Source organism: Paenarthrobacter sp. NPDC089675, from assembly GCF_044749185.1.
Taxonomy (GTDB): Bacteria; Actinomycetota; Actinomycetes; order Actinomycetales; family Micrococcaceae; genus Arthrobacter.
Genome location: NZ_JBIVHM010000010.1, coordinates 26715 through 51643, shown reverse-complemented (window position 1 = coordinate 51643; position 24929 = coordinate 26715). Strand labels below are relative to the sequence as shown.

At 62.0% G+C, this 24929-nt stretch carries 27 protein-coding genes and 2 pseudogenes; 18 read left to right on the top strand and 11 right to left on the bottom strand.

The features are described 5' to 3' along the window. Nucleotides 1-59: 59 nt before the first annotated feature. The gene (locus ACIPY2_RS18525) at nt 60-1007 is read right to left on the bottom strand and encodes a patatin-like phospholipase family protein (protein ID WP_400267859.1); all 948 of its coding nucleotides are present in this window, start codon (nt 1005-1007) and stop codon (nt 60-62) included. 260 nt (nt 1008-1267) lie between these two features. On the opposite strand from ACIPY2_RS18525, the pseudogene ACIPY2_RS18520 reads away from it, so the two are divergent. The 3 genes and pseudogenes from ACIPY2_RS18520 to ACIPY2_RS18510 form a co-directional block, all read left to right on the top strand. Next, a pseudogene (locus tag ACIPY2_RS18520) lies at nt 1268-1411 on the top strand (helix-turn-helix domain-containing protein); the annotation flags it as partial. Nucleotides 1412-1459: 48 nt separating this feature from the next. Continuing rightward, nucleotides 1460-1963: a hypothetical protein gene (locus tag ACIPY2_RS18515; protein WP_400267963.1), complete on the top strand. Its 504-nt coding sequence runs from the start codon at nt 1460-1462 to the stop codon at nt 1961-1963. Nucleotides 1964-2095: 132 nt separating this feature from the next. Further along, complete coding sequence (locus ACIPY2_RS18510) at nt 2096-2764, top strand: hypothetical protein (RefSeq protein WP_400267858.1); 669 nt, start codon at nt 2096-2098, stop codon at nt 2762-2764. A 52-nt stretch (nt 2765-2816) separates the two neighbouring features. On the opposite strand, the pseudogene ACIPY2_RS18505 reads toward ACIPY2_RS18510, so the two are convergent. Both ACIPY2_RS18505 and ACIPY2_RS18500 read right to left on the bottom strand, forming a co-directional pair. Beyond that, nucleotides 2817-3386, bottom strand: a pseudogene (locus ACIPY2_RS18505) (restriction endonuclease); the annotation flags it as partial. A gap of 51 nt (nt 3387-3437) precedes the next feature. Continuing rightward, nucleotides 3438-4214 carry a phosphatase PAP2 family protein gene (locus ACIPY2_RS18500; RefSeq protein ID WP_400267857.1) on the bottom strand — a complete coding sequence of 259 codons (777 nt, stop codon included), beginning with the start codon at nt 4212-4214 and terminating at the stop codon, nt 3438-3440. A 349-nt stretch (nt 4215-4563) separates the two neighbouring features. Between ACIPY2_RS18500 and ACIPY2_RS18495 the strand changes: the two genes are divergently transcribed. The 9 genes from ACIPY2_RS18495 to ACIPY2_RS18455 all read left to right on the top strand — a co-directional run bounded on the left by ACIPY2_RS18495 (nt 4564) and on the right by ACIPY2_RS18455 (nt 10372). After that, nucleotides 4564-4722: a hypothetical protein gene (locus tag ACIPY2_RS18495; protein WP_347108474.1), complete on the top strand. Its 159-nt coding sequence runs from the start codon at nt 4564-4566 to the stop codon at nt 4720-4722. Nucleotides 4723-5071: 349 nt separating this feature from the next. After that, complete coding sequence (locus ACIPY2_RS18490; RefSeq protein WP_347108473.1) at nt 5072-5275, top strand: hypothetical protein; 204 nt, start codon at nt 5072-5074, stop codon at nt 5273-5275. A 155-nt stretch (nt 5276-5430) separates the two neighbouring features. After that, the gene (locus ACIPY2_RS18485) at nt 5431-5751 is read left to right on the top strand and encodes a hypothetical protein (protein ID WP_400267856.1); all 321 of its coding nucleotides are present in this window, start codon (nt 5431-5433) and stop codon (nt 5749-5751) included. Then, nucleotides 5748-6977, top strand: coding sequence for an Nramp family divalent metal transporter (locus tag ACIPY2_RS18480; RefSeq protein WP_400267855.1), 1230 nt, complete (start codon nt 5748-5750; stop codon nt 6975-6977). Before ACIPY2_RS18485 ends, ACIPY2_RS18480 begins: the two co-directional genes overlap by 4 nt. Next, nucleotides 6977-7399 (top strand): hypothetical protein, encoded by a 423-nt coding sequence (locus ACIPY2_RS18475; protein ID WP_400267854.1) that lies wholly within the window; start codon nt 6977-6979, stop codon nt 7397-7399. Before ACIPY2_RS18480 ends, ACIPY2_RS18475 begins: the two co-directional genes overlap by 1 nt. After that, a complete protein-coding gene (locus ACIPY2_RS18470; protein WP_400267853.1) occupies nt 7386-7721 on the top strand; it encodes a PRC-barrel domain-containing protein in 336 nt (111 codons plus the stop codon). Before ACIPY2_RS18475 ends, ACIPY2_RS18470 begins: the two co-directional genes overlap by 14 nt. A 126-nt stretch (nt 7722-7847) precedes the next feature. Then, nucleotides 7848-8201 carry a hypothetical protein gene (locus ACIPY2_RS18465; protein WP_400267852.1) on the top strand — a complete coding sequence of 118 codons (354 nt, stop codon included), beginning with the start codon at nt 7848-7850 and terminating at the stop codon, nt 8199-8201. 54 nt (nt 8202-8255) lie between these two features. Beyond that, complete coding sequence (locus ACIPY2_RS18460; protein ID WP_400267851.1) at nt 8256-8741, top strand: SRPBCC family protein; 486 nt, start codon at nt 8256-8258, stop codon at nt 8739-8741. Nucleotides 8742-8827: 86 nt separating this feature from the next. Then, entirely contained in the window at nt 8828-10372 is a 1545-nt protein-coding gene (locus tag ACIPY2_RS18455) for a CHAD domain-containing protein (protein WP_400267850.1), read from the top strand. 2 nt (nt 10373-10374) lie between these two features. Here the strand turns inward: ACIPY2_RS18455 and ACIPY2_RS18450 are convergent, their stop codons facing one another. Beyond that, nucleotides 10375-11211, bottom strand: coding sequence for an alpha/beta fold hydrolase (locus tag ACIPY2_RS18450; RefSeq protein WP_400267960.1), 837 nt, complete (start codon nt 11209-11211; stop codon nt 10375-10377). Between the two features lie 137 nt (nt 11212-11348). Between ACIPY2_RS18450 and ACIPY2_RS18445 the strand changes: the two genes are divergently transcribed. Together ACIPY2_RS18445 and ACIPY2_RS18440 are read left to right on the top strand one after the other, a co-directional pair. Continuing rightward, nucleotides 11349-13085, top strand: a complete 1737-nt coding sequence (locus ACIPY2_RS18445) for an ABC transporter ATP-binding protein (RefSeq protein ID WP_400267849.1) — start codon at nt 11349-11351, stop codon at nt 13083-13085. Then, nucleotides 13082-15052 carry an ABC transporter ATP-binding protein gene (locus ACIPY2_RS18440; RefSeq protein WP_400267848.1) on the top strand — a complete coding sequence of 657 codons (1971 nt, stop codon included), beginning with the start codon at nt 13082-13084 and terminating at the stop codon, nt 15050-15052. The genes ACIPY2_RS18445 and ACIPY2_RS18440 overlap by 4 nt, the downstream gene beginning before the upstream one ends. Nucleotides 15053-15239: 187 nt before the next feature. Here the strand turns inward: ACIPY2_RS18440 and ACIPY2_RS18435 are convergent, their stop codons facing one another. Beyond that, nucleotides 15240-15812, bottom strand: a complete 573-nt coding sequence (locus tag ACIPY2_RS18435) for an MOSC domain-containing protein (RefSeq protein WP_400267847.1) — start codon at nt 15810-15812, stop codon at nt 15240-15242. Between the two features lie 77 nt (nt 15813-15889). Between ACIPY2_RS18435 and ACIPY2_RS18430 the strand changes: the two genes are divergently transcribed. The 3 genes from ACIPY2_RS18430 (at nt 15890) to ACIPY2_RS18420 (ending at nt 17756) form a co-directional block, all read left to right on the top strand. Beyond that, a complete protein-coding gene (locus tag ACIPY2_RS18430; RefSeq protein WP_400267846.1) occupies nt 15890-16669 on the top strand; it encodes an alpha/beta fold hydrolase in 780 nt (259 codons plus the stop codon). A 76-nt stretch (nt 16670-16745) separates the two neighbouring features. Next, nucleotides 16746-17201: an excisionase family DNA-binding protein gene (locus ACIPY2_RS18425; protein WP_400267845.1), complete on the top strand. Its 456-nt coding sequence runs from the start codon at nt 16746-16748 to the stop codon at nt 17199-17201. Beyond that, nucleotides 17202-17756: a PIN domain-containing protein gene (locus tag ACIPY2_RS18420; RefSeq protein WP_400267844.1), complete on the top strand. Its 555-nt coding sequence runs from the start codon at nt 17202-17204 to the stop codon at nt 17754-17756. Here the strand turns inward: ACIPY2_RS18420 and ACIPY2_RS18415 are convergent. Beyond that, on the bottom strand, nt 17745-18227 hold the full coding sequence (locus tag ACIPY2_RS18415) for an NUDIX domain-containing protein (protein ID WP_400267959.1): 483 nt from the start codon (nt 18225-18227) through the stop codon (nt 17745-17747). The genes ACIPY2_RS18420 and ACIPY2_RS18415 overlap by 12 nt on opposite strands. Before the next feature lie 272 nt (nt 18228-18499). On the opposite strand from ACIPY2_RS18415, the gene ACIPY2_RS18410 reads away from it, so the two are divergent. Continuing rightward, on the top strand, nt 18500-19828 hold the full coding sequence (locus ACIPY2_RS18410) for a hypothetical protein (protein WP_400267843.1): 1329 nt from the start codon (nt 18500-18502) through the stop codon (nt 19826-19828). Nucleotides 19829-19901: 73 nt separating this feature from the next. On the opposite strand, the gene ACIPY2_RS18405 is transcribed toward ACIPY2_RS18410, so the two are convergent. The 5 genes from ACIPY2_RS18405 to ACIPY2_RS18385 form a co-directional block, all read right to left on the bottom strand. Beyond that, a complete protein-coding gene (locus ACIPY2_RS18405) occupies nt 19902-20081 on the bottom strand; it encodes a hypothetical protein (protein ID WP_400267842.1) in 180 nt (59 codons plus the stop codon). 6 nt (nt 20082-20087) lie between these two features. After that, entirely contained in the window at nt 20088-21218 is a 1131-nt protein-coding gene (locus tag ACIPY2_RS18400) for a glycosyltransferase (RefSeq protein ID WP_400267841.1), read from the bottom strand. A 304-nt stretch (nt 21219-21522) separates the two neighbouring features. Beyond that, nucleotides 21523-21693 carry a hypothetical protein gene (locus tag ACIPY2_RS18395; RefSeq protein ID WP_347108458.1) on the bottom strand — a complete coding sequence of 57 codons (171 nt, stop codon included), beginning with the start codon at nt 21691-21693 and terminating at the stop codon, nt 21523-21525. A 180-nt stretch (nt 21694-21873) separates the two neighbouring features. Continuing rightward, complete coding sequence (locus ACIPY2_RS18390) at nt 21874-22704, bottom strand: oxidoreductase (protein WP_400267840.1); 831 nt, start codon at nt 22702-22704, stop codon at nt 21874-21876. Nucleotides 22705-22798: 94 nt separating this feature from the next. Continuing rightward, nucleotides 22799-24775: an amino acid transporter gene (locus tag ACIPY2_RS18385; protein ID WP_400267839.1), complete on the bottom strand. Its 1977-nt coding sequence runs from the start codon at nt 24773-24775 to the stop codon at nt 22799-22801. Nucleotides 24776-24929 lie beyond the last annotated feature (154 nt).

Sequence of the window (24929 nt, the reverse complement as noted above, 5' to 3'; positions counted from 1 at the left end):
GGCCACCCTACTCCGGGGCTCCTGGAGGTACAACGGTTGACTCTGCTGGCGCGACTGGGTTATCCCGCTTGGCCATTCCACATATCGCCGAGCTTCTCTCCGAGGCTTCTTCCCAGTTGGTGGCCCGCCCTGGCCGCAGCGGGTCGAAGGGAGAAATTCATGGCGTTGGTACCGAACATGTGCTCTGAAGCGCTGTCCGGGAAAATCGTTTCCACCCGGCTCCCACCGTCCCGAAGGTCCCGGACCTGTGTGTCCAGATCCAATCCCCACGCCGCAGGAGTCCGGGTTCTCCCACCGAAAGGTGACAAGACCAAGACCCTTCCGTACCCGGCAGCGAGGTCGGCGTTCTCGGCATTCGTGCGGTAGCCGCCGTCGACATAAGCATGGCTGCCGATCGTATACGCGAAGCCACTGGAACAACTGGCGGCCACGGCATCGGCCAACGTCACGCCGCTCTCCCGGTTGAAGTCCACCGGTTCTCCGGTCCGGGCATTGACGGCGGTGATGATGATGCTTTGCGCTGGCCACTCCGGCCTCGGCAGCCGCGAGGCAACCGTCGCCCGCCACCGCTCCTGCGTGGACTGGTCGAGCTCTGCCTGCAGTTGCAGTGCCGACGCGCCCATCTTGCGGCGCATGTCCGCGGCGTCGGTGGAGTCAGCGATGATTCTCGCTGTCCGTTCCATGTGGGTGGACACGCCCCCGGCCCCGGAACTGCCTGGGCGGCCTTGGCCCGCCCTGGCTTGGTCCGCCCTGCTTTGGACCGGCCTGTTCTGGCCCGCCTGCTCCGGGGCAGTCAACGTGGCCTCATAGAGCTCTGCCAGGGATGCGCCGGTGATCTGGGCTGCAGCCGTAGAGCCTGCCGAGGTGCCGATGATCAGATCCGCCGTTGTGACGTCAACGCCCGCTTCGAAGAGCCCGGCAACGACGCCGATGAGCCAGGCATTGCCGGTGGAACCGCCGCCGCCAAGGACCAGGGCGCGTTTGTTGTGGAAAAGTGTTGTGTTCATTAGGAGTCGCCTTCCGCGATGTGCGATTTTGGCGCTCCGATGGCGACTACTTCAGCCGCAAAATCGTGGACTCCCGTGGAGCGCCCATTACTGATACTGCGTACATGGGTCTCACCTCCTGAGGATTGTCACGATCTCCCGGAATGCTAGCACGCGGGGTGCTCGCCTGGCACTAGCGTGCACCCGGATGATAGATCAGTTCCTTCCCGGGAAGTGTTCCGTATATACAAAACACTTCCTTCCCCGGTAGCATATCGTCTATGTCCTTGACCTATCTCACCTCCGCGCAGGCTGCCGAACGATTGGGTGTGACGCCGCGTCAGGTCCGCAACATGGTTCATCAGGGGCAGCTGGAAAGCGAGAGGGCCGGAAGCCTCTTACTAATTAGTAGCGACTCATTAAACAAGGCGCTCCACAGGCCGCGCCGGACCGGCAGGGCTTGGAGTTCCCGAGTGGCTTGGGCTGCGCTGGCAATGCTTAGCGGCGAGGAGGCGCCTTGGCTGGAGGCTTCCGAACGCTACCGCCTCCGCGTCTCCCTTGGAACCCGTTCCGTGGACGACTTGATGACGGCAGCCCGAAACCGAGCTGTCGTCCGAACGTTCCGGGCAACGCCGGAGGCTGTTGAAGAGATTCGAGGCCATGTCATCCCGGCGGGTGCCAGCGCGATGCGTGACCGCAAGGTTGCTGCATCGTTTGGGCTCGCTGAGGGTTCAGGTTTTGTTGACGGCTACGTTCCCTCGGGGGTGGCGGACCAGATCGCGGTGGCGTTTCACTTGGCAGGGTCGTCCGGTGGCAACGTTACTCTTCGGGAAGTCGAGTTCGAGGATGCGATGGGCAAGGGAGTTCCTGCAGCAGCCATCGCCCTTGACCTCGCGGAATCCCTCACGGCCAGGGAGCAAGCGGCCGGCCGGTCTGCGCTGCAGCGACTGCTCGGGGAATGGGCTGATCATGGCTGAACAACGTCACGCGGACGGCCGTGAAATCCGCCCCTGCCCCTTCGGGGGAGGGGCTTGGGACATCCTTGGCCACAATGCCTCGAACTTGCCAGAGCGCTCCCTTCGAACCACTGGACTCTGGTAGGCGGACTCATGGTTCAGCTGCACTCGGCTATGGCTGGGCTAACCGTCACGCGGCCAACCGTAGACGTTGACATTGTCCTGCACCTTGAGGTTCCGGCGACTACGGTTCCTTACGTACAGAGCGTCCTGAACCGGTTGGGTTACTCCCTCCGGGCCTCCATCGATTCTTCTGCGCCGGCGCATCGTTTTATGAGGGGTACCGAGCAGATCGATGTCATGGTGGCGGACCGCCTTGCCCCTGGCGTACACCAGCGCCTGGGTGGCAGCCCCATATTTGCCCTCCCTGCCGGTACGCAAGCGCTCCAGAGGACGATGTACTGCAGCGTTGCCGACGAAAGCGGCCCCACGCTCATCAGCATCCCGAATTTGCTTGGCGCACTCGTTTTAAAAGGCGCTGCCTACCGTGAGGACAGTCGGGATTCCCGGCGCCATCTGGACGATGCTGCTGTACTTGCCGCATGCGTCCTGCAGCCTATGGCAATGCAGGCGGCCATGAAGGGAAGCGATCGGTCGAGGATCATCCCTCTTTACAACACTTTGAAGGAACAGAGTCACCCGTCCTGGATGCTCCTTGACAGCCAGGAACGTGAGCGCGCCATCATGAATCTGCGGATTCTCGCGGAAAACCCTCAGAAAGTACCCGGGTTCAGGAAAGTCGGACAACCGCCGCTGGAGTGAACGCCGATCGGTCGAGGCCGACCGACGTTAGTTCACTCGCCGGGGTGGTGTTTTACAGATAGCTTTTCACGCTGGCACGAAGTGCCTCCGTGTGTTCGTAGATCTCCTCCAGTGAATTGATCGGAACGCGCGTTTCTTCCTTGTTTCCGTCGAATAGTCCAAGGTACTTCTGTGTTCTGTTGAAGTGCAGGCGTGCAATCGGCTTGCGGTTATTGTCATCCAGCAGGATCGCGAAATAGGACTTCGCGTCCCGCTGCACCACACGGGTAGGCTTCACTTCGCTACAGACGATAGCCCGGACAATTTGATAACCCTCAATCTCCTCCAAGGTCGTTTCGATGCCGTCAGCCTCCACAAGGTCTGCCTCGGCCACCGGCTGGCTGGAGACGGCTGCGGCCGATACTTGTTCATCTGCGGGTGCAAAGGCCTGGGCGCCTAGTGCTTTCTTCAGGCGTTCGTTTACCTGGTCGTTGAGGTATTGTTTCGATGCTTTGGACACCAAAGCTGTGAACTGTTCGCGGACTCTTTGGGTGTAGGGCCCGGAGTAGACGCGGGCAGTGAGGAACTTGACCCACTCATCCTCTGGTTCCCTGAACTGCGCAGCCAGCGTCCTCTTCAGTTCGGTGCGTCGAGCCTTTCAACATTATGCCTATCGATGGCCCCGGAAGTTCCCCTACTTCCCCTGCGGCTCCCCTGAGAGAACCCCTGTAACCGCTTCGCCCGGGATGCGGGCCGTTCGCCAGGTGTCCACGGCGATGACGGCACCAAGGATCACCAAAGAGAGGGATACCGAGGCAATGGTGTCGCTGACCCAGTGATAGCCCAGGTAAAGCCGGCATGCCACGATCAGGAAGATTCCTGCCACCGCCACGATGAAACTGGTCACGGCAGCCTTCGGATTCCGGTATCGCGAGAAGATCAGGAAGGTGGTGACCAGCAGGAAGTCCGAGGCTCCGAGGACATGCCCGGAAGGAAACGAGGCACTGCCATCAGGCCCGAACAACATTAAGTCCAGCGGTGGCCGTTGCCTGCCCACGATTCGGCTGATGACTTGAGCCAGGATCACCCCGGTGAGCATGGCGGCTGCAAGGAGCAAGGGCCGCCAGGCGTGCTTGGCAAAAATGCTCCAGGCAACGGTGACGGCAAGGATGATGACGGGAAGGGCTACGGGGCCGAAGACCACGGCCAGAATAATCATTATCGTGGTCAGTGGTTCGGATCGCACGGTCAGGAGCCACTGTTCCTCCGACTTATCGGCCGCCGCCAGTCCGTCGTTGTTGGTAACGCCAATGAGGGCTGCAATGAATACAGCGAGGCCGACGGCCGCCAACACAGTTGCCGTGCGATAGAGGGCGGTGCGGGCCTTGGGCTCCATGTACCGTTCCTCCACCACGAATTTCTCGTGGAAGACGCGCCACCACCGGGGCTTGCCTTGGGGTAGTTCTGACAACTGGACCGCCTGTACATGGGGACGTCTTTGAAGCTGCCGGTGGCTGGACAGCGTAGTTAGTCCCCAGTATCTCAGAGTCGGGTAAGGCCCTCTCTTGTTCGGAAAAAACGAGTACTAAGTTTCCACGCAGCCTACTTCGCCAAAACTGAAAGCGTGCTTATCATGATGCTGTGAACGTGCTTCCTGTACTGGTTGCCTTGTTTGAAGTGCAGCTCTTATGGGTAAGTACGGAATAAGGAGAGAGAAATTTCTCCGTACGGTGCCCGTTGCTATGGGGTGGAACTCCAAATGGAGTCCCAGCGGACGCCTTCCTAACTGGACAGATTTGTTTGAAGGGATGCGTAGCTACATGAACACACTATTGATCATTGCCGGCGTCATTGCGATCGTCCTGCTGCTGGTTGGTGGATTCAACCAAGCCCTTAGTTTCCTGCTGTGGGTAGGAATTATCCTGCTCGTGCTGGCCCTCATTGGATGGGTTCTTGGGCGGGGGCGGTCGCGCGTATGACGTCCGACCCAGTGGAATCTGGGGGATTAGGCCAGGTCCATGACGGTGTGACAACGCCGGGGCATCCGATCCCGCGGGATCTTGGTGCCACTGCGCCCAGTGCGCAGTCGCTGGCAGGTGACGACGCCGGGGGAGAACCCGGCGACGCCGCTGACGCCGGTGAGAACAAATCGGCAAATCCACCGGGACCGGCGGAAGAAAAAGATGAACAAGCCGCGGACAACCGCGGTCTGACTACGGAAACAAATCCGACGGATTGATCGGGCTTTACGGCCGCGGGCAGAATTCAGCGCCCGCGGCCGCGCCCCAATCCGGCGGTGCTGCTATTTCCATTCGATTGAGGAAGAAAATGCGTATCGGTTCAATTTTGGGCCTGATCGTTGTTGTCTGGCTCGTCATTGGAGCAATAGCCGCGGGGCAGCGAGGCTATTACAGTGCCCCTCCCGCCCAGTGCTCCCAGTTCGCCACGATTGCCCTGAATATCGTTGCCGGACCTTTGAATTACACAGGACTCAATCCCCAGGGTGGATGCGAGGTTCCGCGACCATCGTGAGCAGCTTTCGGAGGCATCTGGCAGTAATGCTTTTGGCTCTGGCGACGCTCGTTGGAGCACTTTCGGCATGCTCCCAAGATGCCTCCGGCCAGGCTTTTGAAGGGCCTCTTAAAGACGCGGCCTCAGCGGTGCGGACCACCGCCTTGGCCGTTGACATGAGGATGAAGGAACATACGACGGCGGCGGCCGGCTCCACGGCCGCGGACGACATGCTGAAGCAGTTGGATTCCGCAGCCAAGGATGTGAAATCCATTGGTGCGCCCACCCAGGACGAACAAAAACTGCGGGACGATGTGCTGGCCACCTTCACCACTGTTTCCCGAGCCATGGTCCACGCCCGCGACGCTTTGGCTGCGCCGCAGGGCGGGCCGGAGGCTGGGCAATCAGAGTCCTCCAACCTGGCCCCCGTGCTTGACGAACTGCACAACGCATCAAACCAGCTTGATGCTCTGATGACCAAGGCCGGCATACAGTGAAGCGGCTCCTCGGTGTTGCGCTTGGCATCCTGACGGCGATCGGGGGCTTCGTTGACATCGGGGATCTGGTCACGAATGCCGTGGTTGGTTCGCGGTTCGGACTCTCCTTGGCGTGGGTCGTGCTGGTGGGCGTGGTAGGTATTTGCCTCTTCGCCAACATGTCCGGGCGTGTGGCCGCCGTCTCGGGACGCGCCACTTTCGAAGTCATCAGGGAACGCATGGGTGCCAAGGCAGGCCTGGCGAACCTTGCCGCATCCTTCCTCATCAACCTCATGACAGTAACTGCGGAGATCGGCGGCGTTGCCCTGGCGCTGCAGTTGGCCAGCGGCGTGGCCTACTTGCTATGGGTTCCAGTGGCCCTGCTTGCGGTGTGGCTGGTGATTTGGCGGGTCAAGTTCAAGATCATGGAGAACGTCACGGGCCTCATGGGCCTCACCCTGGTGGTGTTTGGCGTGGCCTTGTTCCTGCTCAAGCCGGACTGGGGTTCGTTGGCAACGCAGGCACTCATGCCTTCCGTTTCACAGGGAGAGAACGGCGCAACGTATTGGTATTACGCCATCGCTCTCTTTGGTGCCGCCATGACGCCGTATGAGGTCTTCTTCTTCTCATCAGGGGCTGTGGAGGAGAAGTGGAAGGTCAAGGATTTGGCGCAGTCACGCCTCAATGTCCTGCTGGGTTTCCCGCTCGGCGGGTTCCTGTCCCTGGCCATCGCTGCTTGCGCCGCCGTCGTGCTTCTGCCTGCAGGCATCAAAGTAACGACACTTTCGCAGGTGGCCATGCCTGTGGCCCAAGCAGGAGGCCAGTTGGCTCTGGCGATCCTGATTGTCGGCATTGTGGCTGCGACTTTCGGGGCGGCCCTGGAGACAACGTTGTCCAGCGGCTACACCTTGGCCCAGTATTTCGGCTGGCCGTGGGGCAAGTTCCGGAAGCCCACGCAGGCCTCCCGGTTCCACGTCTCCATGATCGTGGTCCTGCTGGCCGGGGTGGCTGTGCTGGCAACGGGCGTGGATCCGATCCTGGTGACTGAGTACTCTGTGGTTTTCTCCGCGATAGCCCTGCCCTTCACCTATCTGCCCATCCTGATCGTTGCCAATGACCCCCAATACATGGGCAAACACGTCAACAAGCGGGCGGTGAACATCGCAGGAATGGTCTATCTGGTGATCATCCTGGTTGCCTCGATTGCGGCAATCCCGCTCATGATCGTCACGGGAGCCGGAGCGTAATGGCACAGCAACGAAAGATCGATACCAGCCATCTCAAAACCCTGCCGCGGCCGGCGGGGTTGGTGCTCGACGCGCAGCTTCACCTGCTTGACCGCCAAATATTGGACGTCGACGGCGTTCCGGTCACCACGGTTGATGACATCGAGTTGAGCGGGCCCGAACCTGACCAAGCGATACCGGAGGGTGCGGATCCGCCACACATTTCCGCACTGCTGACCGGGCCGGTCCTGGGGACGCGCATTTTCGGTGGCCGGCCGCCGTCGAGCAGGCTTATACGGATCCCGTGGGACGTCGTTTCCGGGGTGGGGACGGTGCTGACCGTGGGGGTCCGTTCCGACTCGCTGGATGCCTCGTGGGTGGAGCGCTGGCTGCGTGACCACGTGATCCGAAGAATTCCGGGAGGCCGCCATGATCCTGAATGACGTGCTCGGGACCGATGTGCTGGACAGCGAAGGCCTTCGGGTGGGGGAGGTCTCGGATGTCCGGTTCGCGGTGGATGCTGCGCCGGGACAGCTGATGAGCAAGGCCCGGCTCGTGGGAATCATTGTGAGTCCCCGGACTGCGGCGTCCTTCCTTGGCTTCGAGCGACAGAACCTCACGCAGCCGTGGCCGGTTGCGCAGTTGCTTCGGTGGCGGCACCGGGGGTCGTTCCTCGTGCTGTGGGAGGACATTGCCATGATGGGGCCGGAATCGGTGAACCTGCGCGAAGGCTTCACTCCGTATTCGTCCGGGCTCACACAATAGTCCGCGACGATGAAATTTGCTAAGTTTACTGACTATTACCTTCTAAGCATGGACATTCACTAAGTAGCCTTATAGGTTCGAAGTGTTCCAGTAACACGTTCAACCGCCAGGGAAAGGACAGGTCTCATGGACAGCCAGAACGCCACACCGGAAGAGGAAGTGGGCGGCTACGGCACCCCCACCGCGGAGCAGGAAGCCGGCGGAGGGCAGGCGCAGCCACGTGTGGAAGAAGACATCAGCGAGGGCCTGAGCGAAGACGGTGCAAGCACCGGAGCGCCGAACCTGAGCCACCTGGATCCCGAAGATTCGGACAGCGCGGGCGAACCGGGCGCGGGCCGCTTTGGCGGCATCGACGAGCAGTCCCTTGAGGAGCAGAACCTCGAACCGGACGCGGATTCCCTCCCGGACGGCAGCGGCACCGACCTCCCCCAGGAAGAGACTCCGAACGACGACGACCAAGAGGACTTCAACGCAGGCTAAGCCCGCAAGACCCTTGAAGCCGTAACACCCCAGGACAGAGAGGGAGAACATCCTATGGCTACCGTCAACAAGTCAGTAGATGTAGACGTCCCTGTTTCCGTCGCCTACAACCAGTGGACCCAGTTCGAGAGCTTCCCGGAGTTCATGAACGGTGTGGAATCAGTCCAGCAGATCGATGACACCGCCCTGCACTTCTCCACGAACATTGGCGGAGTAAAGCGCGAGTACAACGCCCAGATCATCGAGCAAGTGCCCGACTCATTGGTCAGCTGGGCCAGCGTCGACGGCCCCCGGAACGGCGGTTCGGTGACGTTCGAACCACTGGATGCCAGCCGCACCAGGGTCAACGTCGAAATCGTGTGGGAGCCGGAAGGCCTCGCGGAAAAGGCGGGATCCGCCGTCGGAGCTGACAGCCTCCGCGTCGGTGCGGACCTGGACAAGTTCAAGAAGTTCATCGAGGCCCAGGGCCACGAAACCGGAGCCTGGCGTGGCACCGTATCCGGTGGCGATGTAGACGAAGCAGGAGGACCATTGGTCTGACCGCAGCTTGTGTGAAGGCCGGCCGGCGAACGGGCCGGCCTTCACTGCTGTCGGCCGTAAACGCTCCAGCAAGGAGGAACAGGGAAATGGCACAGTCCGCTGTGGAAGTGGAGCAGAAGTTCGACGTCGACGGGTCAACACCGCTTCCGGAACTTGGAAAGATCGACGGCGTCAGCCGGGTAGGCGATCCTGTCACGCATGCCCTGGAAGCCGTGTACTTCGACACCCCGGACCTTGCACTTGCGGCGCACAGGATCACCTTGCGGCGCCGGACCGGAGGGGCAGACGCCGGCTGGCACCTCAAGATCCCGCAGAGCCCCGGCAAACGGGCCGAGATCCACGCGCCCCTGGGACAACCCGACCACGTTCCCGAAGAACTGCTGGTCCGCGTCCAGGCTTACACGAGGGGTCACAAGCTCGCTCCCGTGGCAACCTTGGATACCGAACGCATCAGCTACCCCCTGTATCAGGAAGATGACCAACGCGTCGCGGAGTTCGTGGACGACCATGTACGTGCCCGGGTTTCCGTGGGAGGCAGGGTTTCCGTCGGGGACAGCGCAGGGCAGAGTTGGCGCGAATGGGAAGTCGAGCTCAACGGCAGCGGGGACGAGGCCGCCGGCGAGGCCTTCCTGGATGCTGCCGCCACGGTACTGGCGAAGACCGGTGCCAAGCCAAGCGAACGGAGCTCCAAACTCGCCACGGCTTTCGGAGACTCCTGGCCGCGTGCAAAAGGGAGTGGCAGGGAGATACCCCAGCGCAAAGGGCCGGCCGTGGTCCCGGTTCTCAATTACCTGGACCAGCAGGTTGCCCGGCTTCTCCTTCATGATGCCCACGTCCGGATGAACCGTGATGACTCCGTGCACCAAATGCGGGCCGTCACCCGGAGGATCCGGTCCGTGCTTCACAGCTGCCGAAAGCTTTTCAAGGCCTACCCGGTGGAGGAGTTGGAAGCTGGCTTGAAGTCGCTGGCCAAAACCCTTGGCCGCTACCGGGACGCAGAAGTCCTGCACGAACGGCTCAGGAAATCCTTGGATGAGCTCCCCGGAAAACTCGTCCTCGGACCCCTGCAGAGTGAGCTGGATGAGCGCATGAAAGTCCGAAAGGACACCTCGTTGGCCGCTATCCACTCCCGGCTGGACAGCCCCCGCTACTTCCGGCTCCTCGACCAGCTCGAAGCCTTCCTCGAAGCACCTCCCGTGGCTGCTGAGGCCATGCCCGGCGCACGGAAGACCACCCGGAAGCTCGTCAACAAAGCGGCCAAGCGCTTGGCTAAACGCCACGACGCGGCGGTGGCTGCCGCCGTCGGGCCCTCCCGGGACAAAGCGTTCCATGAGGTACGCAAAGCGGCCAAGAAACTGCGGTTTGCAGCTGCGGCCGTGGAAAGTGTTCACGGCAAGGGCGCAGCGAAAATCGCGGACGCCGCCCACAATGTGCAGTCTGTCCTCGGCAAGCACCAGGACAGCGCCGTTGCCCGCACCGAGCTGCTCAAACTTGGTTCAGCGGAAGGGGCAGGCAACGGCGCCTTCACCTATGGGGTGCTGCACGCGGCGGAACGGGCCGCAGCCGATTCCGCCCAGCTGGAGTACCTCCGGAGCGGGAAGAAGGCCAGGAAGCTCCGCCTGAAGAAATAGAACTACTTCTGCAGGAAGTCCAAAAGTGCCTCGTTGATTTCGGCGCCGTGCGTCCACAGCAGGCCGTGGGGTGCGCCCTCGATCTCCTGGTATTCGGCGCTGGGCAGTGCTTTCGCGAAACGGCGGCCTGTGGCGTCAATCGGCAGGATATTATCCGCCGTGCCGTGAACGATGAGCGCAGGTACATCGATTTTGGGAATGTCAGCACGGAAGTCCGTCAACCAAGTGGGTTGCGCTGCGACGGAGGCGAAGGCCCCGGACTGCGAGGCCAGGTTCCAACTGGCATCCACGGATTCCTGGCTGAGTCGCTCGGTACCAAGGAACGCATCGCTGTTGTAGAAGTTCTTGAAGAACTCCGTGAAGAAGGCGTAGCGATCGCCCTTCACAGCCTGCGCCAGTCCGTCGAAGACGTCCTGCGGAACACCGTCCGGGTTGTCATCGGTCTTCAGCAGGAACGGTTCCAGCGAGCCGAGGAACACGGCCTTGGCCACCCGGGCCGAGCCGTAGGTGCTGATGTACCGCGCAACTTCGCCGGTTCCCATGGAGAAGCCCACCAGCACGACGTCGTTCAGGTCCAGGGTTTCGAGGATGATCTTGAGGTCCGCGGCGAACGTGTCGTAGTCGTAGCCCACGGTTGGCTTGCTGGACTTGCCGAAGCCGCGGCGGTCGTACGTGATCACGCGGTAGCCGGCATCCAACAAGGCTGCGGCCTGTTTCTCCCACGATGATCCGTCCAGCGGATAACCATGGATCAGCACCACAGGCTGACCCGACCCATGGTCCTCGTAGTAGAGCTCAATCTCAGTGCTGTTTTCGTTTCCGACGGTGATGTAAGCCAAAACTTCGGTCCCTTCGTAGCGGTTCTGGGTGGAGCAGTTCCAGCCTACTGAAAACACGCTGGTTGCCCGCAGCAACCAGACGTAAACTGGCTTCGGCCCACACCAGTCCGGTGCCGGCATGTGGTTGGGAGTCGAGAATGCTCTGGAAAGTCCTGGTTCGTTTCCTGCGGCCGCATCAGCGGTTGCTGGTGGCCGTCGTCGTTTTTCAACTGGCGCAATCCATCGCGTCACTGTACCTTCCCACGCTCAATGCCGACATCATCGATAACGGCGTAGCCACCGGTGACACCGGCTACATCCTGCGCATGGGCGGGCTCATGCTGCTCATCACCTTGCTGCAGATCGCCTGCGCCGTGGTTGCCGTGTACTTCGGCTCGAAGGCCGCCATGAGCCTGGGGCGCGATGTCCGGGATGCGATTTTCAGCCGGGTAGGCGAATTTTCCGAACAGGAAGTCACGCGTTTCGGTGCTCCCTCCTTGATCACGCGCTCCACCAACGATGTGCAGCAGGTCCAGCAGTTGGTGTTGATGTCCTGCACGCTCATGGTCTCGGCACCCATGCTCAGTATCGGTGGCGTGATCATGGCCGTCCGGCAGGATGCCCAGTTGTCGTGGCTGATTGCCGTTTGCGTGCCGGTGCTCCTGGTTTGCGTGGGCTTGATCGTCAGCAGGATGGTGCCGCTGTTCCGGAAGATGCAGGTGCGCATCGACGCCGTGAACCGGGTGCTCCGGGAGCAGCTCACGGGTATCCGTGTGGTGCGGGCGTTCGTGCGGGAGGACATGGAATCGGCCCGGTTCGGCAAAGCTAACGACGACGTCACTGATGTTGCGCTGCGCGCCGGCCGTTTGATGAGCCTCATGTTCCCCGTGGTCATGCTGGTCATGAACGTTTCCAGTGTTGCCGTTATCTGGTTTGGTTCCTTCAGGATCGAAGACGGTTCCATGCAGGTGGGCACCCTGATCGCGTTCCTGAGCTACCTGATGCAGATCCTCATGTCCGTCATGATGGCAACGTTCATGGCCGTCATGATCCCGCGTGCCTCCGTCTCTGCCGACCGCATCGGCGAGGTCCTGGACACCGACTCAAGCGTCAGGCCGCCGTCGAACCCTGTTTCCCTCACCGGCCGCCGCAGCGGCCAGCTTGAGATGCACGACGTCGGATTCGCCTACCCGGGTGCCGAACAACCGGTACTCAGCGGGGTGTCCTTCACCGCAAGGGCGGGCCAAACAACGGCGATCATCGGCAGCACGGGCTCCGGGAAGACCACGCTGGTGAACCTGATGCCGCGGCTCTTCGATGCGACGTCCGGTGCCGTGCGCATGGACGGCGTGGACATCCGCGAACTCCACCCGGACCTGCTCTGGGGTCACATCGGCCTGGTACCGCAGAAGCCATACCTGTTTTCGGGTACGGTCCGCAGCAATTTGCTGTACGGCAAGCCCGACGCCACCGACGACGAACTCTGGCAGGCGCTCTCAGTAGCCCAGGCCCGTGATTTCGTTGAGCAGATGGAAGGGGGCCTGGACGCTCCCATTTCCCAAGGCGGCACCAACGTCTCCGGCGGCCAGCGGCAACGGCTCGCGATTGCGCGGGCCTTGGTGAAACGGCCTGAGCTCTACATCTTCGACGATTCCTTCTCTTCCCTGGACACCGCTACGGATGCCCGACTCCGCCAAGCACTCAGGCACCACACCAACGGTGCCACGCTGGTGATCATCGCCCAGCGCGTTTCGAGCATTGCGGACGCGGACCAGATATTGGTGCTCGACGACGGCAGGATCGTCGGTCAGGGAACCCACGACGAGTTGCTGGAGAGTTCTGAAACCTACCGGGAGATCGTGTCCTCCCAACTCGCAGCGGAGGAGGCAGCATGAGCACCGCCACGGCGACGGGAGCCCGTGGACCCCAACGCCCGGCCATGGGGCCCGGCCGCGGAGGACCCTTCGCGGGCATGAACGTCCCGGCCGAGAAAGCGTCCAACTTCGGCGCCTCGGCGCGGCGGCTCTTGGGAACCCTGCGGCCGGAAAGATTCTGGCTGACAGTCGTCATCGTCTTTGCCGTGTTCAGCGTGGTCCTGAACGTCATCGGGCCACGGCTTCTGGGCGAAGGCACCAACCTGATCTTTGCCGGCGTCGTTTCCAAACAGCTGCCCGCAGGCGTTACCAAGGAGCAGGTGGTTGCCGGTCTCCGCGCGTCCGGTGAGAACGGCAAGGCCGACATGCTGAACGCCATGAGCCTGACGCCCGGCGTCGGAATCGACTTCGCGGCGCTGTCCTCCGTGCTGCTGTGGGCGCTGGCCCTCTATGTCCTGGCCGCAGCGTTCGGCTGGATGCAGGCGTACGTCCTCAACGGCGTCGTCCAGCGGACCGTCTACAGGCTCCGCGAGCGGATCGAAGCCAAAATCCACCGGCTGCCGCTGCGGTACTTCGACTCCATCCAACGCGGTGAGCTCCTCAGCAGGGTGACCAACGACGTCGACAACATCTCCCAGAGCCTCCAGCAATCCATCAGCCAGGTGGTGTCCTCCCTGTTGACGGTGCTAGGCGTGCTGGTGATGATGTTCATCCTCTCGCCGCTTCTGGCTCTGATCGCCTTGATCACCATTCCGCTGACCCTCGGCATCACCATGCTGATCGCCAAGCGCTCCCAGAAGCTCTTCGTGGCGCAGTGGAAGAACACCGGAGAACTCAACGGGCAGATCGAAGAAACGTATACCGGACACGCCTTGGTGAAGGTCTTCGGGCGCCAGGACGAGGTGCAGGCGAAGTTCCGCGCCAAGAACGCCGAGCTGTACCAGGCCAGCTTCGGGGCCCAGTTTGTCAGCGGGCTCATCATGCCCGCCATGACGTTCATCGGAAACCTCGTTTACGTAGGCATCGCCGTGGTGGGCGGCCTGCAGGTAGCGTCCGGAGCCATGCAGCTCGGTGATGTCCAGGCATTCATCCAATACTCCCGTCAATTCACCATGCCCTTGGCACAGCTCGGATCCATGGCCAACATGCTGCAATCCGGAGTGGCCTCCGCCGAGCGGGTGTTTGACCTGCTGGACGAAGAAGAGGAGTCTCCGGAACCTGTTGGCTCTCCATCGGGTCCGGGTCGGGGTCGGCTTGTGTTCGAGAACGTCTCGTTCAGCTACTCGCCGGACAAGCCCCTCATCCAGAACCTGGACCTCGTGGCGGAGCCCGGCCAAAGCATCGCCATTGTGGGACCGACAGGCGCCGGCAAGACCACTCTGGTGAACCTCATGATGCGCTTCTACGAGCTCGACGGCGGCCGGATCACCTTGGACGGCGTTGATATCTCCACCATGTCCCGACAGGAACTGCGCTCGCGGATGGGCATGGTCTTGCAGGATACGTGGCTTTTCGGCGGCACCATCAGGGACAACATCGCCTATGGGCGGCCCCTCGCTGCTGATGCCGAGATCATGGAGGCCGCCCAAGCCACCTATGTTGACCGTTTTGTGCGTTCGCTTCCCGAGGGCTACGACACGCTCCTGGACGACGAAGGCAACAACGTCTCGGCCGGGGAGAAGCAATTGCTCACCATAGCCCGGGCGTTCCTGTCCCAACCGTCCGTGCTGATCCTTGATGAGGCAACGAGCTCCGTGGATACCCGTACAGAGGTGTTGGTCCAAAAAGCCATGAATGCCCTCCGCTCGGACAGGACCAGCTTTGTGATCGCCCACCGTCTCTCCACCATCCGCGATGCCGACCTCATCCTGGTCATGGAGGCAGGGAAGATCGTGGAGCAGGGGACCCACGCTGAGCTGCTTTCGGCGGGCGGGGCGTACTCGCGGCTGTACGAGGCCCAGTTCGCGGCGCCGGCTGCGGAGGTGTGAGTGTTTGTCCTGGCCGGGCTTGGTCGCCCGGACCGTTTTCGCCAGGGCCGCTGTACCTTCACGACCCTTTTTTGAGCCCCGGAACGGTTTAATCCAACCTGCTTGGGTTGATTTCGGGCCCTTCCGACCTTAAAGAAGGTCGTGGCGCTACGGCTCTGGCGGGTCGGGCGCAAAGGAGTCGGCTGGGCTACGGCAGCCTCGAGGGCCGCAACACGGTGGCCTCCCCGGCACGTGAGGGATCCAGGGGCACGGGGCTGACCAGTACGGCGGGCCCTCGGTGCAGCTGGCCGCCCGAGATCACCTGGCACCGCACGCCGCCACGGCCACGCATGGCCTTGTGGGCTCCGGGGGCGAGCATCTGGTCCATCCAAGCGCAGGGATGGGCGGGACGTCCGGCCCTCAAGCGCACGGAATCGTTGCCGGACTCAAGGGTGAACTCCTGACCCAGCAGAGGGGCCAGTTCGGCGCCCCGGATCACCACATTCCGGCGCGTCAGCAGCGGATCGAAGGGCCCCGCGTCGAGTTCTGCCGCGATTGCCTCCAGCGCTTCGACGGCGAACACCGTCACCGCGGCGTCCATGTGGGCAGCCTTGCCGAAGAAGCGGTCGCCCACGATGCCCTTCCCTGCTACGAGTTCCGCGGCTGCGGCGTCAAGAGTCGGAACGTCGGCGGCACCATCCCGCGCCCTGCCAAAGTAGGCGTGTGCAGGCGAGACCAAAAGGTGCAGCACTTCGACGTCGTACCTGTACTCAGCGCTCATCCCTTAACGCTAGCCGTCCGGGCAAAGGTGCGCATGGAGTTCATGGACCCGTCCCCAGCAAAGATAAAGTGGGCCCGGTGAACTTTGCTGCGGCCGCCGACGGTACGGAACTCGCCTGGACTTCGTCAGGCGAAGGCGAGCCAATGCTGTTGATCGCCGGCCAGGCCACAGCCCTGGACGGTTGGGGGCCGACGGCGGAACTCCTCTCGCGCTTTTTCCGCGTCATCCGTTTCGATCACCGCGGGATTGGGCGCAGTGGCCGTGGGGAGGCCGGGCGCTACACCACACGTTCGCTCGCCGCCGATGCTGTTGCGGTGTTGGATGCGGCCGGGGTTGCTTCGGCACACGTGTACGGCCATTCCATGGGTGGCCGGATCGGGCAGTGGTTGGCCATCGACTACCCGACCCGCGTGCGCACGCTGGTACTGGCAGCTACGAGTGGCGGTCGCTCGGAGGATCCAGCCTTGCGGGCTTCCCCTGAAGCTATGGAAGGGTTGCTCAGCGGTGACCTGGCGAGGCTGGCGCCCTTGTTCTTTGATGCGGCGTGGGCCGCGGACCACCCGGAGGCTGTGCACACATTCTTCAACTCCAAGGCCTCGGCGTGGGCGAAATCCCGGCACTTCAAAGCCAGTCGCGAGCACGACGCCTGGGCAGATCTGGGCTCCATCAAAGCCCCGACGCTGATCCTGCACGGCACCGAGGACCAGCTGACGCCCTTGGCCAACGGTGCTTCACTCCGCCGGCACGTCCCCGGATCGGTGTTGGTGCGGGTTCCCGGCGCGGGTCACGGCCTTCACCTGGATCACCCTGAGACGGTCGACTGGATCCGCGGGTTCATCGCGAGGAAGAACGTGTAGCCGCGAGCGTTTATTTCGTTTATTTCGTTTATGAGCTAGGCTGGAATGGTAGCAACAAGGTATGAAGGGAGCCTCAATGACAGCCGAGCCAGCCACCCCGGCTTATCCCCATGGAAGTGATGCCGAGATGGCCCGTGATGCCTTGAAGGTACTTCGGCGGGCCGTGGAAGCACATACAGATCCTCGGCAGCCGGTCGTGATGACGGTGGCTGACGGGGGTCATCTCGAATTGCCTGGACCTGCGGCTGAACTGATGGTTCGGATCCTGGGAAAGATGGCTGCAGGGCAAGGGGTGACAGTCATCCCGATGAATGCCGAACTGACAACCCAGCAGGCCGCCGACCTGCTCAACGTCTCGCGTCCCTACTTGGTTGGTCTCCTTGAGTCCGGCCAGATTGATTTCCGTAAAGTAGGTACGCATCGCCGTGTCATGGCCGAGTCGCTCTACGACTACAGGCGTCGCACTGCGTTAGTGCAAAAGGACGCGGCAGACGAGCTGTCTGCCCTCGGTCAGGAAATGGGGCTTATCTAGGTGGTCTTCACGGTCATCTATGATGCCAATGTCCTGTATCCGAGCACACTCCGTGATCTTCTGGTGCGTGTAGCCCAGAGCGGACTGATTCATGCGCGTTGGACGGATGCCATTCTGGATGAGACTTTCGGAAATCTTAAGGCAAACCGGCCGTATCTTGACGTTTCCAAACTGGATCGCACCCGGAAACTGATGTGTAACGCGGTTCCGGACTGCCTCGTGACCAAATACGAACCGCTGGAGCAGGTCTTTGCTGAGTCGCCGGACGCCGGAGACATCCACGTCATGGCGGCGGCCTTAAAAGCACAAGCGCAGGTCATTGTGACAAGGAACCTGAAGCATTTTCCCGCAGAGCTCCTTGAGCCTTGGGGCATGGAAGCAAAGCATCCGGACGATTTCCTGATGGATCAGTTCTATTTGGACGCCGTCGAACTGCATATTGCAGTGCGCGGCATGTCAGAGGCATTGCGTAACCCTCCGCTGGATGTCAATGATGTGCTCAAGCGGCTGGAGTCAGACGGTTTGCCGCAGATCTCGGCAGCCCTACGTCGCTGAACGTACCGACAAGTACTCCACCAGCGCATCAACAATCTGCAGTTGGCCCTTCACCAGCTTGGTCCTCGCCGTGGCTTCATCGATCCACCGGGCATCGTCGATTTCGGGGAACTCCTTAATAACGCCGGATCCCTTGGGCCATTCCATGGCAAAGGTGTTGCTGACAACCTCGGCCGGCTGGAAGGACGCAGCCTCCGCGGCATAGGCTGTGATGAGTTTGCCTGAGGGCTGCTTGAAGACGCCGAGCAAGTGATAGTCGGCAGGCGGCGGCGGTGTCCCTATCTCTTCCGTGAACTCGCGGTTCGCCGCCACCAGCGGATCTTCGTCGTCAGGGAATTCGCCTTTCGGAATTGACCAGGCGTGCTGATCCTTGCGTGCCCAAAACGGGCCACCCATGTGGGCGATCCAGAGCTCCAGCACGCCCGAATCAGAGTGCCTGTAGAGCAAGATTCCCGCGCTTCGAATGCTGATATGAACTCCCGGAGCAGGTGTGGACAGACAAACCCAAGGTTACTCCAGGCAAGGGAGTCCTCATCCATTTGATGGCGTAACGCAGAAATGGTTGGCCGTTCGTCTTCCCGCAGGGCACAGTCTCCCTGATAATCATCGGACATGACGTTACTTGTGGGGGGAACGTCATTGCGGCCTCCGGTGATTGTCGGAGGCTTTTCTGGGCGCATCATTCGGAGGCTACAACTATGGCGAAGTCAGTAAGGCTCCTTCCATCCGGGGGACGTAGAGCAATGGGATTGGCCGTCATCGTGGCGGCGGGCCTGTCCATGTTGGCGGGTATCGGACCGGCACAGGCGGCAAAGAAGACGGCAGTGGTTGCCGAGGATCCCGGACCTGTGGGCAGCTTCGCATGGGAGGGCTTCAATTGGCAGAAGCGCTTCTGGGGCGGGGCTCCCATGTACAACGGGACATGGGACCCGAACAACGTCAGCAATCCCGATGCCAATGGTTTTGTAAAGCTCTCCATCAGCAACCCCACGGGCAACGCTCCGGTGGGGGCAGAGTTCCAGTCCACCCGCGAGGGGTTCGGCTACGGGACGTACAGCACCACGGTGGAGAAGGACGTGAGTTCGCTCCAAAAGGAAGTCGTCTGGGGTTGCCTGTTTACCTATGACCCCAATGCAGTTCCGGGTTACACCGAGATTGACCTGTGCGAAGCCTCGGCATGGGGTGGTGGTGCGGCCTACGGCGAGAACTGGCCCATTACCCAAGGCCACGGTTACTGGTTCGACGCCACCAAGCCTCCAGGCCAAGGCAACAACACCGTCACGTTCCCGGTGACGAATGCGCCCATCCTGACCCATCGCATGGTCTGGGAGCCGGGCAAGATTACGTTTGAAACCTTCGCGGGGGCGGATGCAAGCGGAACTCTGCTGAAGCGCACGGTCCTGCAGGGATCCACTGTCCCTGTTCCGGCCAAGGAACAGATCCATTTCAACCTGTGGGTAACCGGCGGTGGCGGCGGAGACGCCGCACATGTGGCTCCCGAATCGGTCACCATCCGCGATTTCTCATTCGTTCCCGGCATCCCGCTGACGGCGCCCAATCCCACCGTCACGGGCACGGCAGCTGTTGGCAACACACTGACGGCCAACCCGGGCACCTGGACGGCGGGAACGAGCCTGGCCTACCAGTGGTACCGCAATGGCGCAGCAATCTCCGGGGCAGCGGCATCCAGCTATGTACCCGCAGCCGCTGACCAAGGCACCAGGTTGACCGTGCGTGTAACGGGTACCAAAACCGGCTACGCCACCACAACCAAGGAGTCCGCCCAGACCGCTGCCGTGGCGGCCGGGACGCTGGTGGCTCCCACGCCCACGATCTCCGGAACGTTGACAGTGGGATCCACATTGACAGCCAACCCGGGCACCTGGACTACGGGAACCACGCTCACCTACCAGTGGTACCGGTCCGGCGTCGCAATTACGGGCGCGACGGCCAAGACGTACACGCTGGTGGCGGCCGACCAGGCCGACACGATGATGGTGAGGGTTACCGGCACGAAGGCGGGCTACACGAGTGTGGCCAAGTACTCGGCGAATACTGCGGCGGTGAGCTGACAGACAACAAGCCCGCAGTTGTGTCGCGCTGGGGGGCATCGGACACAACTGCGGGCTTGTTGGGCTTTAAGGGTTAGGCCTTCTTCTCTGCCCGGACCGGAACGATCCGCTTGATGGCCAGGCCCAGGGCGAGCATTGCGAAGGCTGCAAGGGCGAACCAGAACAGGTCGCCGGCGCCGGTCATGGCGAGCGATCCGGAACCGGTGGCTCCTACGAAAGCTCCGGCTGCGGGTCCTGCTGGGTTGTTGTACATGGGGAACTACCAAACTTTCTTGCGGTTGAATGCGGCATCCAGGTAGGCCTTGGCGTGCACGGCCTGGAGGAAGACGTCGATGACGGTTTCGTACATGGTGGCGGCCAGAAGCATGTACCTCCAGCCCCTGAAACGCACCGTGATGATGCGTTCCAAAACGAAGATGCCGGTGACGGCAATCCAGAAGGGCTGCAGGTTCAGGCCCATTCCGGAGGACAGGGCAAAGATGATCGAGCCGAAGTAGGCGATAGTGACCACGACGCCGATCATGGACAGGAACTGCCGGCCCCAGTAGGCGCGGGTCACCTTGGTCCATCCGTACTGGACGCAGTTCTCGACGGCGCCACGCTTCCACCGGAGGCGCTGGGCCCACAATTCGCGCCAGGTGGGCATGACCTCGGTGACCAGGGTGCAATTGGACGGCGAAGCGATGCGGTAGCCGAGGGTCAACAACGCGAAGGAAAGCTCGTTGTCCTCGGTGAGTACGGAGGTGTCGTAAACGCCGCCTTTGCCGTTACCCGGAGGGAGGGTTCCTTCGAGCCGGGCGGAAACCACGTCGCGCAGCGTCTTCACACGGAACAAAGCCGCAGTTCCCGTGACTACCAGGCACCTGCCGTGGAGCCGCTTCACATCGCGGGCGTAGCGGGCGTATTCGTTGCGCTGGAGGTGTCCAACGAAGCCGCCGCCTGGTCCGCCGCTGAAAACGCCGCCAACAGCGCCGAGCAGATCGTCCTTGAGAAGGTTTGCCGTGGCATTCTCAATGAAGTCCAAGGCGAGTTGCGAATCGGCATCCTGCACCAGTACCAGGTCCTCGGGATCGGCATCCGGAAGCAGGGTGCTGAGTGCGAAGTTCAGGGCGCCGGCCTTCTTGTCCTTGTTGCCGACCGTACGGAGGACCTCCACGCCCTGGGCAAGCGCGAGTTCCTCAGTGTCGTCGGTGCAGTTGTCGGCCACGACGATCACGCGGTCCGGTCGCCGGGTCTGGTTGCTGAGGGAGACCAGGGTTTCGGTAATGCCTGCGGATTCGTTGTGTGCAGGAACCAGCACAGTAACCACTCCGCCGGGGGACCTGTGGGCTCCGCGAGACTGTTGTGCATTTGTGTCCGGTGCTGCTGGCTGCAGTGCTTGAGCGTTCATGGCGGTCCTTTCCGTGGGTCCCTGCGTACTGACACCCATAGATTTCCAAGGCCAACACAAGAAACGACCCGTCAAAGGATCAAGAAACACTCAAGTTTTTCTGCAAATTTGCAGTTATGCACTCGTTCAATGCATAGGAAATGCACATGTGGGTCCGCAGGTTCGCGGGAAAGGTGCGCGACATGCCGGAAACTTGCGGGGGTTCTGGCACGGTTCCCGCGACCTCGTGCCAGCCAGCGCTTAAAAGGCAGCGGACGACGCCGGCAAGTACCGGCGTCGTCCGCTTTTGTCTGCTTGGGCTGCTTTAGCGGCTCAGGCTGACGGTGAAGGTTTTCGGTCCGCTGAGCGTCACGGCGATACCGCAGTTTTCTGCAGTGGCGCGGGGTGTGAGGTCCCGGATGGCGGCGTCGATCGTGTGGTCGATCGCTGCCTTGTCCCAGATTTTCAGCGTGATGGAGTCAGTATGTGTCGTCATTGTCAGTACTTTCACTCAGGCTGTTTGACAGCCCCAAGCCTCTTCGCCCGGGGCCGCATCCTCGTCGGTGAGGTTGCTGATTCAGCTTGGATGGGAACGAATTCCCTCATTCATGGTTCACGGTGCCACGCATGAAAGACAAGCCAAACGGCACAAGTGTGACCGATTACACGCTGCTCGTTACTCTGTGTAACCGGTGCCTTCGCTCTGCTCCCGCCACCGTTCCACGTCTGCTCGCATGGCTTCCTCCACGGCGTTGTAGGCGTAGACGGCGTCGGCTCCCAGCAGCAGGAATGCCGGAGTCTCTGGTGATTCGACCGCGCTGATGATGACCTGTGCAGCCTTGTCCGGATCGCCCTGCTGGGTGCCGTGGACGGTGTCGTTCTCCTTGCGGCGTTTGCCGGCAGTTTCGGCGTAGTCGTCGATGGCTTGGGCGGACTGCGTCAGGGAGCGTCCCGCGAAGTCGGTCCGGAAAGCGCCCGGCTCCACGGCGGTCACGGAGATCCCGAGGGGTGCCAACTCCTTCTGCAGCGACCCGGAGATTCCTTCCAGCGCGGCTTTCGTGGCCGAGTAGTAGCCCGAACCTGGCGGGCAGATGCGCGCTCCGATGGAGGAGATGTTCACAATCGCACCGGAACGGCGGGAACGCATGCCGGGGAGGACGGCCTTGATCAGGGCGACCGGGCCGAAAACGTTGGTATCGAACAGGGCCCGGACCTCGGCGTCGTCACCTTCTTCGACGGCGGCGCGGTACCCGTAGCCGGCATTGTTGACCAGGACGTCAACACCGCCGAATCGCTGCTCGGCCTGCTTCACGGCTTCATCGACCTGCGACTGTTCGGTGACGTCCAGCGCCACCGCGAGGGCCGTCGTCGGGAATGCAGTGGCCAGGTCCTGCAATGAATCCGTGTTTCGTGCCGTCACGACGGCGTTGTCGCCTTTCGCCAGTACAGCTTGCGCGAGCGCATGGCCAAGTCCGGTGGAGCAGCCTGTAATGAGCCAAGTGGTCATGATGTTCCTTTCAGGGATTTCGACCTTCCCCACTGAACGCTACTCCGCGCCGCCGTGGGAGGGACCTCCTTTACGGGTACTGCCGGTGCCACTTTCAGCCCACGTGAACCCATGGCCTCCTGCTGACGTCCGGCTCCGCCTCCCGGAGGACCTCGCGGGTCACGGGGGCGATCTCGCCCTCACCAAGGAACAGGAAACGGAGCAGGTTGGTAATGGGGTTGCCCTCGGTCCAGCGGAAGTAGATGTGCGGCATGAGCCCCGTGACGTCCCGGATATGAAGCAGCACTGACGCGATGGTGTTGGCGACCACAGGCCCATGGACTTCGAGGATCCGGTAGCCGTGACGCTCGATGCCCTTGACGTACAGTTCCGTTTCAAAGTCCGAGGTATCGTCCAGCACCACTTCAAGGAAGATCCCGTGGTAGTTCAGCGGCAAGTGGCTGACTTCGATGGCGGAGACCAGCTTCTCGCGGTAGGCCTCAGCCGTCAGCCTGCGGGGCTCGTGCGCGATCAGCCGGATGGGGCCGGAATCGTCGTCGAGGATGAACTCCAGGGCCTCACGATCCATATGGACATGGGTGGCGTGCAGCTCGAAGGAGCGGCGAACGCGTGACAGGAGTGAGATGCCGATGATCCCGGCAATGAAGATGGCGGCGATCCGGATGCCCTCCGGGCGCTCCACGATGTTGGCCACAGTTGTGTAGACGAAGACAGTGGCGATGGCACCGAAGGCGAGGGTCCGTTTGCGTTGATGACGACGCCGCGCGGACAGCGTGACTGCGACGGCGGCCGAGGTCATTAGCACCAGGACGCCGGTAGCGTACGCGCCGCCCTGGGCGTCGACGTCGGCGTTGAAGACCACGGTGATGAAGAACCCCACCACCGTGAAGACCAGGATCAAGGGCCGCACGGCCTTGGCCCACTCCGGGGCCATGCCATAGCGGGGGAGGTACCGCGGGACGAGATTCAACAGGCCCGCCATGGCCGATGCGCCGGCAAACCACAGGATGGCTATGGTGCTGATGTCGTACACGGTGCCGAAGCCGAGGCCCAGGTATTCGTGGGCAAGGAACGCGAGGGCACGGCCGTTCGCTTGGCCGCCCGTTTCGAATTCGTGCTCCGGGATGAGGACTACCGTGGTGAAGCTGGACGTGATGAGGAAGGAACTCATGATCAGGGCGGCAGTGGTGAGCATGCGTCGCGTACCCCGGATCCGGCCCGTTGGCTTCGCATCGGTGTCATCGGGATCGCCTTGGACCTGCGGCATCACGGCAACGCCGGTTTCGAACCCGGAGAGGCCGAGGGCAAGCTTGGGAAAGACGATCAGTGCGATTGCAACGGCCATGATCGGATTCCCGTGCGAGGTCCACAGCAACTGCCACCAGTCGCCAACCGCCGAAGGGTGGGTGAGCACCTCAACAACGGTTGTGGCCACCACCACCACGTTCAGGCCCAGGTACAGCACCACCAGCACCACGGCCACGCCGATCGCTTCCTTGAATCCGCGCAGGAACACCGCGGCGAGCAGGGCCAGGAGGAACAACGTCACCAGCACGTTCTGGCCTTGCAGCCAACCCGGCATGACCGGGTTCTGGATGAGGTGGGCGGTCGCGTCAGCTGCGGACAAGGTCATGGTGATCATGAAGTCCGTCGCTGCGAAGCCGAGGAGCACCAGGACCAGCAGCTTGCCGCCCCAGCGGGGGAGGAGCCGCTCAAGCATGGCGATGGAACCCTCGCCGCGGTGGCTCTCACCAGCAACCCTGCGGTACACGGGCAACGCGCCCAGCAGCGTTACGGCCACCAGCACGATGGTTGCCAGCGGCGAGATCACCCCGGCGGCGAGGGCTGCGATGGCCGGCTGGTAACCCAGTGTGGAGAAGTAGTCGACGCCGGTGAGGCACATGACCTGCCACCAGTGATGCTTCTTCTCGTGCGCTGCCGAAACACCGCCCGGGCCTTGGTGGCTCCCCTTACTGTCCTGCAAGCCGAACAGGAGCCAGGTCCGGAACGATATCCAGCCGCCGGGCTTGGGGGTCGAGGGATCCGCGGGTGGCCTGCTCAACGTAGTCATGGCTTTCCTCCCAGCCCGAACGCTGCTCGATGTGAGCTGAACATAGCACCGGCAAGGGTGCTTAGTACCCGCCCGGGAGGATTCTTGACGAGTCCTTAACGCCGGTTTTTGGTGGTTCCTCTCTCACGTCCCGCTGGGTTTCGGTGGTTCCTCT